Source organism: Acinetobacter sp. V91_7 (assembly GCF_031799075.1).
Lineage (GTDB): Bacteria > Pseudomonadota > Gammaproteobacteria > Pseudomonadales > Moraxellaceae > Acinetobacter > Acinetobacter calcoaceticus.
Genome location: NZ_JAVQNT010000031.1, coordinates 127280 through 142588 on the forward strand (window position 1 = coordinate 127280; position 15309 = coordinate 142588).

Here is a 15309-nt window from a genome sequence, read left to right on the forward strand (position 1 = left end):
TTTCTATTTTGCACCAGCTGCAAGAAGTCTTTTTTCAATTTCGCGGTATCCTCGTGAACGCGCATGTTGTAAAGGTGTAATACTGTCTTTATCTGCCAAGTTCGGATCAGCACCTGCTTTTAATAAAAGCTCTACAATGTGTTGATATTTGGGTTCTCCATTTCCCAAAATGATGGCCTCAAGCAATGCCGTCCACCCCAAATTATTGACATGATTAACATCTACACCGGCCGCAATTAATGTACGAACTGTTTCGACATGGCCTCGTTCCGCTGCTGGAATGAGCGCAGTTCCACCGTAACGGTTAATACTTTTTAAATCGGCACCATGGATAAGTGTCGTTCTTAGAATTTTTAAATATCCCTGTGCACCAGCGTATAAATACGGACTGTCTTGAATATTGTCTTTTGCATTTACATCAGCGCCAGCATCTATCAGCATATGAGCAGCATGTACATTATTTGCTCTTGTTGCGACCATCAAAGCAGTTGAACCTGTTTCATCTCGCTCATCAATTAAGGTCTTTTGAGATAAAATCTGTTTGATAGATTGAGTATCATTATTTATCACTGCCTGATGTAAAGGATAATCACCCATTGCATTCGTCATATTTGTAAAACCCAAAGCCCCTAATGCGACAATCAGCTTCATCCATAACAGTGACTTACGCATGGTGACCTCCCAATAGAAATTTATGGCAAAACATTTTGCAATTAGAATAAGCTTCACCAAAAGTATTTGGAAATTAAATTATTTAATCGATAGTATTAAGATTATGAATACTTATTTCATCGGCTTTTAAGCGGGCAGTACCTAATAATGTTTGATCCTCGCCTTTTACGTGCTTTCGTCACTATTTTTGAAACTGGCAGTTTTACCGCAGCTGCCGATCGATTACACCTAACTCAATCAACAATTAGTCAGCAGTTAGCACGACTTGAAGAATCCGTCGGTCATGCGCTGATAGATCGAACAGCACGACCTTTCAAATTGACGGTGTCTGGAGAATATCTGATTGGTTATGCGCAAAGGATTTTGACCCTTCAACAAGAAGCTGAGGCACTACTTAAAGATCCGGCAGGAAGTATTCCTATCCGTATTGGTTTACCAGAAGATATGATGAGTCCAGCAATGGCTGAAGTTTTTGGTATATTTGCCAAAAAGCATCGTTCCATTCGTTTAGACGTAACCTCTGGCTTGAGTCGCAACTTAACAGAACGTTATCGGAATGGTGAATTCGATATTATTATTGTCAAAGAACCTGCAGCCAGTGCTGATCACCACGCTACATTCCCAGAAGAAATGGCATGGTTTGAAAGTGAGAATTCAACAACTATATGGCCGGATCCCATTAGTTTGGTGACCTTTCCTCAAGGCGGACTTTATCGGGATGAGATGTTCGCAACCTTAGAGCGTGAACGGCGACGTTGGTATATTGCCTTTACGGGTAGTAGCCTAGAAAGCGTGTTAGTCAGTGTTGAAACCGGCTTAGGATTATCTTTATTGCCTGTGGCTACCACCCATGGACGCCGAGTATGTCGATATGATTCATTAGGGGCAGTTCCCCCTATGGTCGTTTCAATTTATACATGGGAAAAAGCTGGGATAATTTCCCAGCTTGTAGACAAGATGACAACTGTTTTACAAGAACGTTTTCAATCATCAATAAGTGTTTAACTTATATCATTCAAACTTTCAGCAATCAGTTTTTCAGCCATTTCCGGTGTTTTTCTTAAGCCCGGCATACGGAATTCAGTATGTCCATAATCTTGGATAGATTTCCAACGTCCGCCCCACGTGAGACCAACCGATTCAGCAACTTGTCCATATAAACGATAACCTTGCATAGCCCACGGGTCTCTTTCAGAAATAACCACTTTTCCATTTCGTTTAAAGGCTACATCTGCCGCCAAACCAAATTGATGGTAACTCTGATACCCTTTTGCTCTGGTCGTATTCGGATTACCTGCCAGCATATTCTGACGAGTAGGACTACGATAACCTTCTAATAAAACCAACTCATAACCATACTGTTCTTTCATGATTTTAAAAACCATGAGTAAACGCTGCTTATAACGTGGGTTCATTTTGCTCCACTTACGATCTACTAAACTGGTATCTAAAATAGCTCGTCCATCGAAACTCGTATTATCAATAGGTGAAGAATTAATAGCGCCACTACTTTGAGAGGAATATTGTTGCTCTAATTGGGTGGCCTCTACAATCGCAGCTTCAATTAGGCTTTCATCCACTTCTGGTGGTGGTGATAGGATTTCACCATTCAAAAGTGCATAAATTTGAGGATCTGTTTTTTTCAGATATTCAGCCTCAATTCGAGTTGAACTAATAGGTCGAGTAAAAGCAAACACTAAAATACTGGCAAACAAGAAAAAGCCTGCAATGACAATCCACCACTGCTGTAAATGCCAATGGGATTGTAGCTTTTCAGGCGCAGCTGCCTGATTCATTGTTTGAGCAAATTGTCTAACTTGATTAAGCTGCTTACGGCCTTGTGGCAGTAATGACAAAACAAAATCTTTGCTTCTACTCCTTAGCTCATAGGACATTAAAAACGCTAAACCAATTGCCAAGCATGTAAAGCAAAAGAAAATGAGAAAAATCATCATCAGTTCATTAATTCACGGCAAATGGACTTCGTGTAATTTTAATATCTACCGATGCTTTAGGTGGTTCAACCTCAGCTTCTGGTTCGGCTGGAGCTTTATTCTCAACAACAGGTTTAGTCTGCGCTACTTGTTGCGGCTTACTCACTGGCTTTTGTTGAGCAGGCTGAACTTTCGGTTGGGTCGCTTTAGGTATCGCCCCTGTTTGTAGTTGAGGCACAACCTGAACTTTCTTTTCACCAGTGAGCTGTTCATCAAATGGAGAAACTCGCTGTTCATTAGTAGTAGCGGACTTATGCGGAACAGGTTTAAAGATACTACTTAATTCATTATCTTTAGGTTGTTCAAAGCCATCACGGCTCATTGAATCTGTTTCATTGTCTTGACTTACAGCAACCTGATTTTGTTCATCAGAAGAATGAACCGTTTCTTGATTTAAAGTCTGTTCTTCTGTTGATTTACTCTCAATTGCTGCTGATTCTGACGAATGCGGTTGAGACAAGAACAGGAATAGCGAGATGCTTACAAACACCCCGGCAATAACACCAATGACAATATAAAGTATTGGTGATTTCGGCTTTTTTTTATTCGACTGTAAAACTCGAATAGAAGTTGGTTTTTCCTGAGCCATTTCGTACCATCATCAAGGTAAATAAATTGTAATATGTGCTTGCTCTTGAGGAGCAGAAATCACATTTTGATAATTAGATAATGCTTTATCATTTTGATTGTTCAGCATAAATCTTAGTCCAGCAAAGGTAAGTAATGCAAAAATCAATAAAAAGATCAAAATCCAGAAGAACGGTACTTCACGATGAATAATATTTCGGATCTGATCGGGAATTGCCGAGAACGGCGAAAATGCGAGCTTTTTCCCTTTCAAATAATCAATTTCGTCACCCACTCGTGATACTAAATGGTTGAGACTTTCCGTTGACTCAATTCGGTACTTGCCCTGAAAACCTAACAAAAGGCAGTAATGAAATACTTCTAAAGCAGCTAGACGTTCTTTTCCACGGCTACGTAATTGCTCCAATATTTCAAAGAAGCGATAACCAGCTAATTGAGAACCAAACAAGCTCAATTGCAATGGACTAATTAACCAAGCATTTTGCAAATTAAAATAATTCGCGTCTTGTTGCGTTACAATCGTTTCATCAATCAAAGCACAAAATGCATATTTAGCATCATGAATATCATCAGCTGAAAATTGCAACTTTTTGGCTTGTTGCTCAAATTGATTAAGTAAATTTAAGATTTTTTCACGAAACCGCTGTGCATCTGCCGGCACATACTGATTTCGAATCAAAAAAACCAAATAAAACCCATCATGCAATAAATCAATAAGATTGATTGCCTGTAGTTTTGCTTGAGACTGGCTATTATTGCTCCCGCCTGTTCCAATTTGCCCATCATCAAATAAAGAAGGAGCACCTGTGGATTGTGACATTTTTCTCTCCTTTATCGTTAAGCGTTCATGACCGCAATCAGTTCAATACTGATATCTTGGAAACCAGCCGGAACATAAATACAAATCGTCTCTGAATCTAACATGCGTTGATATAGCTCATGATGCGGTTCAATTTCAAAATAGCTCACACCAGAGCGTACAGGGATAGCAGTTGGAACTTGAATTAAGTGATGCAATGGAATTGCAGGCAATGCAGCGACCACACGTTGCTCTACATCTAAAGTGCTACCGATTTTGAATCGTAAAGGTACGATCTGAATCAACTCATGTGTCTGCATTGCACTACTTGATACTGCAATATAAAGTCGAGTGTCTCGAGTAATCTTATCGGTCTCAAGGCTTCCCACCCAATATGAAGGGCGGATTTCTTTAAGTGCAATACTGATGTAACGACTCGAAATAATCGTATCGAGTAAATCACGCAAAATCGTATCTAACTGCGAAAAACTTTCTTGTAAATTATGGTGTTTATAGGCAGGTAATTGATCGACATCATAGGCCGTCGAGAAAGTTAATAATGAACCTGCTAAACGCAATAATTCAAAGAACAAACGCTCTGGATGGATTTGTGGATATTGCACAAAATGATTAAGACCAGCATGAGCTGTATTTAATGCATTCACTAACCAGAATGAAACAATATCACCTGAACGAAATTCAATTAACTTCTGTTCATTTTCTCGGTTATTGGTTTGAATCGTCTTAATTTTTGCCTTAATAACGTTCAGTGTTCTTTTTAAATTTGAAATGAGTGTTTCAGAGGCATCCACATGCAAAATTGGTGGAATAAATTTTCGATCAATTTCAAAAGCACCTGAGCTTTGACGCTTAATTTTTCCAATAGGCAGATATAAGAAACCATCTAAATTATGGTCAGGATTACTATGTACATCTAATAGTTTAAAAACAGCGCGACGGCGTAACAAACTAATATCTGCTTCGGTTGCATTAGTAAATAGGTCATGCGTCTCGACAAGATGAGATTGATATCTACCCTTTTGCGCTTGGTTCTGATCAATGAGATTTTGCTTATTTGCTTGTAAGAGTGGCAATGCTAAATAGATTAGCATCTCACCACGTAAATTAAGATCATCCAATAAAATTGGCTCAGGCAATAAATCATATGCAGGTGCCTGATAAATTTCTCCGTCTTGCCAGATCATCTCTACAGACTCTAGAGCAAGAATATGTGTGCTCAATTGAGCCTCATCAAAATTTAATTTCTGAATACCATATGAAAAAGGTACAACCGCTCGAACCGTATGATTCAACCGTTGTTCATGGTAGGTATCTTGAATTTGGAAATGTTGAGGTCTTAAAAATAAACCTTCGCCCCACAGGACTTTTTCAGCTTTAAACATATGTCTTTACCAATCTTTATTCGTATTCATTTTTAGGCTGCACACCTAACATTTCCTGAACCATTTGCAATGGATGCTCATCTTTAATAACTTGTGCTAGCCATTCATGTAACGGCATTTGACTCCATTTAATGGTTTTTTGAAGCATATAACTCACAGGACTATGAGGCTCGTTTGCCTGAAAGTAATCCGCAATTTCTTGCAGCACTTTCATTGCTTGTTCACGATTAGCCAAGTGTGTTTGAGCTTGAGGCTGAAAAGCAGGCTGATCTGAAACAACTTGTACAGGCACTTGATTTTCCATAGATGAACTCGTGATAACAGCAGCCTGTTCTTGGATTGGCGCAAGCCCAGTACCAAAAGCTTCTGCTTTATAAATCTTGCGTAATGTGCTGTGAATGGTTTCAAATGCTGAATCGATTGCACCAAAACTCGGCGAGTCTAGTCCCATTAAATGGTCAAGGGTTTGCTTTAAAACATCCCATTCAGTTAAGACTGAACTAAAATCTTGATAATTAGAATATTGAAAAGTTTTAGACGTATTAAAAATAGCTTGATCGAATTGTTCTAACTCTGATGGCCCCGACTGACTATCGTAATCTTCAGTTTGTTTACGGCGAATATTCTCGTGATAAAGAAAATTATCATAATCAAGCAAATTATAATAAGGAGCCGTGTTGGTTAAAGAGACTTTCTTTAACAACATCGGAAGTTGATTAATTAAACCCTGTAATAAACCAATACGTTGATCTAAGTCATCATCTTCAATAACAGGGTGAATTTCCTGCCAGTATTGATTCAACATGGTATGACTTAAAGTTAAACCTTTAGCCATACCATCAAAACCATAAAGATGACTCCAAGCTTCTAAGAGCCAAGTTAATAGACGAATATCTTTTGTATTCTCTTTTAGCAAAACACTCGTTTTATTTGATACAAAATCCCAGTCGGCTTGTTTTCGCTCAGCAACCCAATCGCCTTGATCTAGCAATAGATCATCTTGTGTTTTCGCCTTTTTGATTTCATGAAATTCATTAGAAAATGAAAAGTCATCACCACAAGGTAAGCTATCGCTAATGGGTTCAAGGAGTTCAGAAATATCAATATTCATCTAATTTTAGCTCTATTCAATTTAAACTTCTGACTTCAACTTTTTACTGGTCCTTTTTTTAGCAGCTTTTGCAACAGGATCTAGTAAATATTGAATTTCGTCATCTTTAGCATCAATCATGATAATTTTTGGCAACTTTTGCTCTGCTAAAGCCACTAAAATTTCTGTAGCCAATGCAGGTAACACCGTAGAATTTAAAATATTATCAACATTACGTGCACCACTATCAACTTCTGTACAGCGACTTAAAAGCAGCTCTACCAAATCTTCAGAATACTGGACTTGTGTACCGTATTGTTTTTCAATTCTTGCTGTAATCTTGCCTAACTTATGTTTAATAATTCGTACGAGTAGATCGTCATGCAATGGGAAATATGGCACAACTCTCATTCGACCTAAAAATGCAGGCTTGAATTGCTTATATAAACTTGGTTTTAAATGGTCAATCAACTCTTCAGCTGTAGGCCATTCTTCTACAGGTGTATTTAAGCAAGCTTGCATAATGGCACTTGAGCCAGCATTTGAAGTCAACAAAATAGTGGTGTTTTTAAAATCAATAACTCGTCCTTCACCATCTTCTAAAGTACCTTTATCAAATACTTGATAGAACAGTTCCTGAACATCACTGTGTGCTTTTTCAATTTCATCAAGCAACACAACACTGTAAGGGTTACGGCGAACAGCTTCTGTTAAAACACCGCCTTGACCATATCCCACATATCCAGGAGGTGCACCTTTAAGCGAAGATACAGTATGGGCTTCCTGATATTCAGACATATTAATGGTGATTAAATGCTGCTCACCACCATATAATTCATTTGCCAAAGTTAGTGCAGTTTCAGTTTTACCTACACCACTTGGGCCCACCAAAAGAAATACACCTTGTGGCTTATTCGGATCTTCAAGTCTTGCTTTTGATGTTTTAATGCCTTGAACTAATTGTGTGAGTGCATAATCTTGACCCATTACACGCTCGCCCAATTTATCTTCAAGCGTTAATATCTGTTTAATTTCATCATTAACCATTTTTCCAACAGGAATTCCGGTCCAATCAGAAATAATTTCATTAATGATTTGAGAGTTTACTCTTTCAAATACTAATGGTTGCTGACCTTGAATATCAGCAAGATCCTTACGCAGTAGATTAATCTGATCATAAGCTTCAGATTCATTCGTATGATTCTGTGCTTCTAATTCCTGAATTTTATGAACAAGTTCTAATTCTTTTTTCCACTGCTCTTCGGTTTCATGAATCTCTTTTTGCAAAGATTCTAAATTAGCTTTTAAAGTTTCCAATCGTTCATGATGAATTGGAATCTGACGATGCTCATTTTCTAAAATTTGCTGTTCAAGCTTTAAGTTATGCTCTTGAGCCTTTAACTGATCAAGCTTTACAGGTTGGGCATTTTGGGTCAACGCAACTCGTGCTGCTGCCGTATCAAGCACACTCACTGCTTTATCCGGAAGTTGACGACCACTAATATATCGATGTGAAGAGTGAACCGCTGTAACGATCGCCTCATCATCAATTTGTAATTTAAAATGCTGCTGCATCACAGGAATCATTGCTCGTAACATATCGACCGCAACTTCTTCGGTTGGTTCTTCTACTTTTACCACCTGAAAACGTCGGCTCAATGCAGCATCTTTTTCAAAATATTGTTTGTATTCAGCCCATGTTGTTGCAGCAATCGTGCGCAACTCACCACGTGCAAGTGCCGGTTTTAAAAGATTCGCAGCATCATTTTGTCCTGCTTGCCCACCCGCACCAATTAAGGTATGCGCTTCATCAATAAATAAGATAATAGGATGAGCAGAAGCTTGAACTTCCTGAATAACCTGTTTTAAACGATTTTCAAACTCGCCTTTAACACTTGCGCCAGCCTGTAACAGCCCCATATCCAGCACATGTAAATGGACATTTTTTAGGGCATTAGGCACTAAACCTTGAGCAATTTTTAAAGCTAAACCTTCGACCACCGCTGTTTTACCAACCCCTGGTTCCCCAGTTAAGATCGGGTTATTTTGGCGTCTACGCATTAAAATATCGAGCATTAATCGAATTTCATATTCACGCCCAATAACTGGATCTATACCGCCTTGTTTCGCTTTTTCAGTGAGATTAATCGTATATTGATCAAGTGCTGGTGTTTTAGCAGTTTTGGTATTCGCTACAGTCGTTTCTGTTGCTTCAGCTTCACCAGAAGGTGTTTTTGTTTCATCTTGTTGTTCAACACTCTTCTCACAAATTTCAAGAAACTTATGTTTCATTGAATCAATTGGTAAGAGATCAAATAAACTCGAAGCACGAGTCGCAATTTGATATAAATCAGATGCAGTTAATAACGCAACTAATAAATGACCACTACGAATAACTGGTTGTTGCTCAGCCGAAGCCAATAACCATGCTTGTTCAAACAAACGAACAATAGATTTAGCAAAAATAGGAGTTCGATTATTACCTTTCGGTAATTGAGATATTGTTTCTTTTAAATCATCAGCTAAAGCTTCAGGTGAAATTTTATATTTCTTTAATAAAATGTTTAAATCATTCTCTAGAGATTGATTAAGTAGTTCTAAAAATAAATGTTCAATTTCAATTTCGTAATTTTGTTGAATAACACAAGCATTAGCCGATTTTTCTAAAGCAGTACGCGCAACTGTAGAAAGTTTTGTAATTAAAATTTTTAAATTACTCATCATTACTCTCAATATTTTTAAATAATTTAATGCTTAAAATCATAATGTCTGTATATTAACAAAATTCAGCTTTATCAGACAAACTACTCATCATTTCAAGCGTTAATATGTTCTAGTAGATATTTATATCTATATAAAAATATCTCTACCCTTATCCTTGATTAACTAAACTCTGTTTTGGTAATAATTTACAACCGCATGATAATGAATCATTTACGCGCGCTCCAGATTTTCCCATAACAAGCATATTCGGATCACCCGATACAATCGTAGAAACCGTTTTGTGTAACGGACAAGTTGCCTTGTCTCCTACACATGCAATTGCAATTCCATCAATTAAAAACGTACTATTACCAGAAATGACTTGCCCTCCACCTGTGGTTGGGCATCCAATCGTAATGTAAGGGCTAGCCATGTTCTTCTCCTTATATTTATAGAACGGTAAACTCAATTCGACGGTTTTTCTTTCTTCCTTCAGGAGAAGTATTATCTGCGACTGGTTTAGAAGAACCTAAACCTTCCGCAGATAAATGGTCTGCCGGAATACTCTTACTAATTAAGTAGTTTTTCACTGCCAATGCTCGATCTTGGCTAAGTTTTAAGTTTTTAGTTGCATCACCTGAACTATCTGTATGTCCTACGATTTTGACTTTTTTACCGCCTACTTTATTTAAAGCAACAGCCATCTCATCTAGAATTTTTTGACCGGCATCAGTTAACACTGCACTGCCAGATTCAAACTCAATAATTCGATTTTTAAGTGCATCATCAATAATTTTCTGTTCAGCCTGATTGACTGATAACTGTGAATACAGTTGATATGGTGGCTGAACTAACCCTTGAAAAGACTGAATGGTCGGCTGAATATCTGCTGGATTCAACATTTTTCCACTCAACTCAAATCGAGTACCGTTTACGCTTAACTTACCTTGCGAGACTTTTTTAAGATCAGGTGTAATGACTCGTGTAACAGAATCACTCCATCCATTTGGAGCAGCTACCGGTCTAACTTGTATTTTATCTACAACCTGATCTGCGCCATAAACAGACTGCATTTTTAATAAGATAGCCTGTTTACTCGCCTCGTTAGGAACTACACCTTCTACAACAATGGGCTGAGCCAAAGCATAATTAGCAACGGCATAGATAAAACAGCCTTTTATGAGCTGTGAAAGTTTAGTTTGATATCGTTGATTCATTATTATTCACCCAAAAAAGTCTGTCTAAATAGTTTTAAGCCTTGATTTAAACTTAATTGGCGTTGGCATAATGACTGTTCTAGCGTAGCTAAACCAGCATTCTGTTCCAAATAAGTATCAATCCACTGAGCCTCTATTAAAGAAACCCAATGTTTACTATCCATATTCTGAGTAAAAATATCGCTAAGGGCTAAAATATCAGCACCCTGAAAACCGAAGAATAATACGGGCTGCTCTCGATGTAACAAGCCTATCAACACCTCAGTATTATGCTCCTTTAAAAAGCGACAAATAATACTGACCCAAAAAGCAGCTATTTCATAACTATAAGCAGGATTATTAATAGGCAAAATCAGGACTTTATTTAACCGACTAGTTCCATTTTGTAAAATTGGCTGTAGTAATAATCCCAGCCCAATCATACTTTGCGCTAATTCATAAATACTTAACTTCATTAACTGAGCAAATGAGTGCATTGTATGATTTTCATAAAAGCCTACACATTCTCGTTCAGTTAAAACCTGAATTTGATTTTGTAAGTGACCTAATTTTCCAAGTAACAAATCTGAATCTTTAATGCCTTTTAAAGCACGATTGTTTTGAAATAAGTCAACAAGCACATGTTTATAGCTATATGGTGCATATAACAAATTATCATACGGCAAATCAATTTCTAATAAATGGCTCAGCACCATTGGAAAAGATCGACCTGAACTATCTTCACTTGCGAGTAAGTTCGCAACCAAAAACATATTTTCTTTCGGATTTGCAATAAAGAAATCCAGTGAAGGCAACGTGCTATAAGCTTCTTTAAAGCTGCCCGATTGCATCGCATATTCCAATGCTTCAGTAATCCACTGATCAAGCAACTGTATTAAGGCATTCTGACCTTTTGTTTTTAAAAAGTCGCCTCGTGCAGGACTTTTGCCATAATACAAAGGAGTTGTTTTTAATGTTTGCATTATTGTTCCTCCTTACGCATAGAGGTTATTTTCCATATCATGGTTTAACTCCCGCAGAAGGCTGAGCGAGTGCTCCAACAGGATTTTCAGTTCTTGCTGGAGCGGCAGCTTGAGCTGGCGCTTGCTGAGCAGACACCACTCGTGCGGCTTTATCGGCAGTGACTTTATCAACGAGTTGCATACCTGCATAACCACGGCTTGAACCAATGCTGCCTGAATTACTGCTGATTAGACGGAAATTCATTTTTACAACTAATGATGGGTCGGTCTTACTGCGCCAAAGCATTTCGAATCCGCCATTTTGTTCTTTACGTTGAGCACTATCAATTAAACGGTTAATACCATACTCACCTGGCTCATCAAAAATCGTATGCGTTTGACCTTGTAAATCCACAGCAGTAATACGAGCACCCGGAATGCTTCCTTGGTTTGGCCAAATAAAGTTAACCCACTGCTGAACACCGTTTTCATAAGTCATACGCTGACCATCGATATCCACGGTATAGGAAAGCAATTGTGGATTTGGAATTGGGTAGAACTGGAAGTTCGATTGGTTGGTTGCTAGTGCTGCTGGAGCTTGAGCATTCAACTCACCTGTTGCCATACCATTCGCTGGAGTAACATATCTTTGGAAATTCATAACGAATTGAGGATTTAAACTAATTCCTAAATCTTTCCATGTTTTAGACGTTAACGTATAACCACGACGGATCACAAATGGATCAAGGCTTTCTTTTACAAAGCGTGAAATACTACCATTTTCACCTAAAATTTGACCAATTTCACTGCTTGTCGCTTGCAAAGAAGCTGATGAGTTAAATGGATATTTCTTAGCAAGATTTGCTGTAAATGGTTGATAAGCTTGCATTACCCACAATTTATTAATTTCATCTTGCGTCGGTGTAATTAAACTCTCGAAAGCCTGCGTAAGTGGACTAACCACCAATTTTTGTAATAATCGCTGATCAATTTCATTGAAACCAACCGCCATTTTTTCATCTACAATTTTTTGCGTCTGGTTAAATACAGAAGTTTGCTCATTCAGGGTTTGCTTGACTAATGTCATCGCATTAGGCCCAACTTCACCTGCATTCTTAAGCTCGTTAAACTTGCTACGAACTAGAGCTAAATTTGTCATATATTCATCAAGCAATGATTTACCTTGTTGATCATCGCGTTTGCGAACCAACTGATAGAACATTTGATATTCTTGAGAAATAGCACCCTGAGCATTAGTCGCCACTTGATTAGCAGCCTTATCATCATGATTTAAAACTTTACGTTTAAACCACGCAACAAATCCTTTTTGTGGAGCTGCGAGCTCTGCTTGCACAACTGGATTATCCCAGTTTGTTTCGATTGCCACTCTTTCAATTAAGGTACGAATCGGAGAGTTCTGCGGCTCACCTAAAACATCAATATTTTTTACTTGCTGAGCAAATTGGCCCGCTTTAGCATAATGAATACCACTTAAGAATTTTCTCCATTCCGCAATATATTCTTGTTTATAGAGTGCTGTCAGTTGCTTTCTAATTTGTTCAGGGCTGCCTGAGAAAGTTAAATCATCAGATTGACGGCTATTTAACACCCAGTCTTTACTATCTGTTGGCTTATCTGCGGCTTCTTCAATCGCCTTTTCTACATAGTCATTCCATGCTTTTTGAGTAAATACGCCTGGCAATGCATAACTGCCTAATACAACATTTTTATTAGCGTCACCCACAATTTGACTTACCGTCAATGCAGGGAAACGTACCGCAGCACGCATTTTTATTTCGTTATAAACCCGATCACGCGCAGGCATTCCTCTTACAACTGAAAGCAACACTTGACGTGTTTGATCAACAATTTGCGAATCCGCATCTAAAATTGGGAATTGTTTGTCATTTGCTAAAGTCATTGCATATGACAAGATCTGTTCAGCTTCCTGAATCATATCTGCACGTGGCATTTGGCCCTTATTGGCATCTAACCAAGAACGCCAGAAACGCGTAACCTGATCACTTAAATGACTTGCATCCATATACTGTGGATTACTCATCATTAAATATGCTTTTAATGCATTGTAAGCATCTTGAGGATTTGTGTCTGAAGGTTCTAAATATTGTTGAGACTGAGCAGTTTGTTTAATCTCAACATTCGTATGATTGGCTTTTAATGTTGCTTCATTATTTTTTACGCGTTGCAAATATTGAGCAATATTTTGCTGTGTCGGTGTTAAGACAATTTGCTTAACGCCTTTTAAATATTCCGCTTTTAATTTTTCACGAAGTTCGTTGCCCTGATATAAACCAAAACTAAACTTAAGTGGTCTATTTTCATCAAACTCATCTAACTGCTGTAGACGTCTTTGAAGAATAAGTAAAGCTTCTAACTGGGTTGATAATTGCTGGCCTGAAGATTTTTCTAATTGAACAACCTTATTTAAATCTGCTTGAACTTCACCAATCAATTGCTGGTTATTGCGATATGACCAAACCCAGACACCAAGAATAATTGAAACACCTGCTAAAGCGCCAATAAATGCAATGTAACGCTGACGTTTTCTGCCAGCATTTACATGCTGTTTAACAAGATCTTTATCTTTTAAAATAACATCTGAAAATAGACCATTTAAGAAATAACCATGGTTAGGGGTAATTTTTGAATGATCTTTTAAATCACTTTGAGCAATTTGAGTAAGCTGGAATTCTTGTGCAATTTGCTCCGTCATTGGACTTTCAATTACACCTTCCTGCAAAGCACTAGTGAAGTAGAACCCACGGAAAACAGGTTGAAATTGATATGGATTATCTTCAAAAAGTGTCGCAATAAAGCTCTTTAAAGCTGGTTTTAATGTTTTAAATTCTAATGGGAAAGTCATTACACTTGGAGAGATGTTTTGCGAATGGCGGCGACTTAAATGAGTCGAACTTACGCCTTTTAACCCGTCGTAAAGAATATTGTAATGTTTCTCGAATAAATCTACGGCATTGTGCGAAGAACTCTGCTCATATGGAAGAGTCGCACCCCAAGCTTGGTTATATTCCTGAGCTTCATAAAATTCAAAAAACTCGGTAAAACCTGCAATCAAATCCATCTTCGAAAAGACTAAATAGACAGGAACAACGACTTCTAAACGTTCAGTTAAATCTTGAATACGGGCACGTAAATTTTTAGCAAGCTTTAACGAATTTTCAGGACTTTGACTAATCAGCTCAGCAATACTGACAATTAAAATCAAACCATTGACCGGAGCTTTAGAACGGTTCTTTTTTAAAATATTTAAGAAACCTAGCCACTCAGAATGATCTTCGCTATAAACAGAATAACGGCCAGCTGTATCGAGTAAAATACCTTCTGTAGAGAAAAACCAGTCACAATTTCGAGTACCGCTTAACCCAGCCGATACCATTTTTTGATGCGTTTCTTCAAAAGGAAACTTTAAACCAGAATTATAGATAGCTGAACTTTTACCTGCAGCGGGGTTACCAATAACCATATACCAAGGAAGCTCATAGAGTGCAGCATTCCCTTTTTTATCACCCAACTTAGATTTACGAATCAGTTGAATTGATTCTTTCATTTGTTGATTAACAAGCTGAAGCTCTTCTTTATCTTTATTTTTTCCGTACTCAGCTTGATTATCTTTTTCAATCGCTTCAGCTAACTCTTCACCTTGAGCCGCATGTTTTCTTCGTTGAATAAGCCAATAGATACCATAAACAATAAGACCCAAAGCATAGGCAGTCGCTAAAGCCCAGAATATATGACGGGGAATTGAAGTATATGAAGACATCAATGCCACGAACAATGACAAGGCGATAATTGCTTTAGGATTCGTGATGTACTGCCACAAGTAGCCTAAAATTGTATGCATTCTATTCTCGTTCTAAGTCCAA

The 15309-nt window shown here is 37.9% G+C and carries 12 protein-coding genes; 1 reads left to right on the top strand and 11 read right to left on the bottom strand.

Features of this window, described 5'->3' with window-relative positions; translation table 11 throughout:
• Nucleotides 1-3 precede the first annotated feature (3 nt).
• Nucleotides 4-672 (bottom strand): ankyrin repeat domain-containing protein, encoded by a 669-nt coding sequence (locus RMB03_RS07120; protein WP_311074971.1) that lies wholly within the window; start codon nt 670-672, stop codon nt 4-6.
• A gap of 147 nt (nt 673-819) precedes the next feature.
• Here RMB03_RS07120 and RMB03_RS07125 point away from each other — a divergent pair, with 147 nt between their 5' ends.
• On the top strand, nt 820-1677 hold the full coding sequence (locus tag RMB03_RS07125) for a LysR family transcriptional regulator (RefSeq protein ID WP_311074973.1): 858 nt from the start codon (nt 820-822) through the stop codon (nt 1675-1677).
• On the opposite strand, the gene RMB03_RS07130 is transcribed toward RMB03_RS07125, so the two are convergent.
• The 10 genes from RMB03_RS07130 to tssM all read right to left on the bottom strand — a co-directional run bounded on the left by RMB03_RS07130 (nt 1674) and on the right by tssM (nt 15287).
• Nucleotides 1674-2627, bottom strand: coding sequence for a M15 family metallopeptidase (locus RMB03_RS07130; protein WP_311074975.1), 954 nt, complete (start codon nt 2625-2627; stop codon nt 1674-1676). The genes RMB03_RS07125 and RMB03_RS07130 overlap by 4 nt on opposite strands.
• Nucleotides 2628-2634: 7 nt before the next feature.
• Nucleotides 2635-3255, bottom strand: coding sequence for a hypothetical protein (locus tag RMB03_RS07135; protein WP_281832044.1), 621 nt, complete (start codon nt 3253-3255; stop codon nt 2635-2637).
• A 12-nt stretch (nt 3256-3267) separates the two neighbouring features.
• A complete protein-coding gene (gene icmH / locus RMB03_RS07140; protein ID WP_281832042.1) occupies nt 3268-4074 on the bottom strand; it encodes a type IVB secretion system protein IcmH/DotU in 807 nt (268 codons plus the stop codon).
• Between the two features lie 17 nt (nt 4075-4091).
• Complete coding sequence (tssK, locus tag RMB03_RS07145) at nt 4092-5456, bottom strand: type VI secretion system baseplate subunit TssK (protein ID WP_005041639.1); 1365 nt, start codon at nt 5454-5456, stop codon at nt 4092-4094.
• A 16-nt stretch (nt 5457-5472) separates the two neighbouring features.
• Nucleotides 5473-6567: a type VI secretion system protein TssA gene (tssA, locus tag RMB03_RS07150; protein WP_311074981.1), complete on the bottom strand. Its 1095-nt coding sequence runs from the start codon at nt 6565-6567 to the stop codon at nt 5473-5475.
• Nucleotides 6568-6588: 21 nt separating this feature from the next.
• Nucleotides 6589-9270 carry a type VI secretion system ATPase TssH gene (gene tssH / locus RMB03_RS07155; RefSeq protein ID WP_311074982.1) on the bottom strand — a complete coding sequence of 894 codons (2682 nt, stop codon included), beginning with the start codon at nt 9268-9270 and terminating at the stop codon, nt 6589-6591.
• Nucleotides 9271-9418: 148 nt separating this feature from the next.
• Complete coding sequence (locus tag RMB03_RS07160; protein WP_003651066.1) at nt 9419-9682, bottom strand: PAAR domain-containing protein; 264 nt, start codon at nt 9680-9682, stop codon at nt 9419-9421.
• 16 nt (nt 9683-9698) lie between these two features.
• Complete coding sequence (locus RMB03_RS07165) at nt 9699-10466, bottom strand: OmpA family protein (RefSeq protein WP_005041646.1); 768 nt, start codon at nt 10464-10466, stop codon at nt 9699-9701.
• A gap of 2 nt (nt 10467-10468) precedes the next feature.
• Complete coding sequence (gene tagF / locus RMB03_RS07170) at nt 10469-11428, bottom strand: type VI secretion system-associated protein TagF (protein ID WP_005047747.1); 960 nt, start codon at nt 11426-11428, stop codon at nt 10469-10471.
• A gap of 37 nt (nt 11429-11465) precedes the next feature.
• The gene (tssM, locus tag RMB03_RS07175; protein WP_311074986.1) at nt 11466-15287 is read right to left on the bottom strand and encodes a type VI secretion system membrane subunit TssM; all 3822 of its coding nucleotides are present in this window, start codon (nt 15285-15287) and stop codon (nt 11466-11468) included.
• Nucleotides 15288-15309: the final 22 nt, after the last annotated feature.

Coding starts and splice junctions, on each gene's coding strand:
- icmH (WP_281832042.1), bottom strand. CDS start 4,074: ATGTCACAATCCACAGGTGCTCCTTCTTTATTTGATGATGGGCAAATT.
- RMB03_RS07125 (WP_311074973.1), top strand. CDS start 820: ATGTTTGATCCTCGCCTTTTACGTGCTTTCGTCACTATTTTTGAAACT.
- tssA (WP_311074981.1), bottom strand. CDS start 6,567: ATGAATATTGATATTTCTGAACTCCTTGAACCCATTAGCGATAGCTTA.
- tssK (WP_005041639.1), bottom strand. CDS start 5,456: ATGTTTAAAGCTGAAAAAGTCCTGTGGGGCGAAGGTTTATTTTTAAGA.
- RMB03_RS07160 (WP_003651066.1), bottom strand. CDS start 9,682: ATGGCTAGCCCTTACATTACGATTGGATGCCCAACCACAGGTGGAGGG.
- RMB03_RS07165 (WP_005041646.1), bottom strand. CDS start 10,466: ATGAATCAACGATATCAAACTAAACTTTCACAGCTCATAAAAGGCTGT.
- tssM (WP_311074986.1), bottom strand. CDS start 15,287: ATGCATACAATTTTAGGCTACTTGTGGCAGTACATCACGAATCCTAAA.
- tssH (WP_311074982.1), bottom strand. CDS start 9,270: ATGATGAGTAATTTAAAAATTTTAATTACAAAACTTTCTACAGTTGCG.
- RMB03_RS07135 (WP_281832044.1), bottom strand. CDS start 3,255: ATGGCTCAGGAAAAACCAACTTCTATTCGAGTTTTACAGTCGAATAAA.
- RMB03_RS07120 (WP_311074971.1), bottom strand. CDS start 672: ATGCGTAAGTCACTGTTATGGATGAAGCTGATTGTCGCATTAGGGGCT.
- tagF (WP_005047747.1), bottom strand. CDS start 11,428: ATGCAAACATTAAAAACAACTCCTTTGTATTATGGCAAAAGTCCTGCA.
- RMB03_RS07130 (WP_311074975.1), bottom strand. CDS start 2,627: ATGATGATTTTTCTCATTTTCTTTTGCTTTACATGCTTGGCAATTGGT.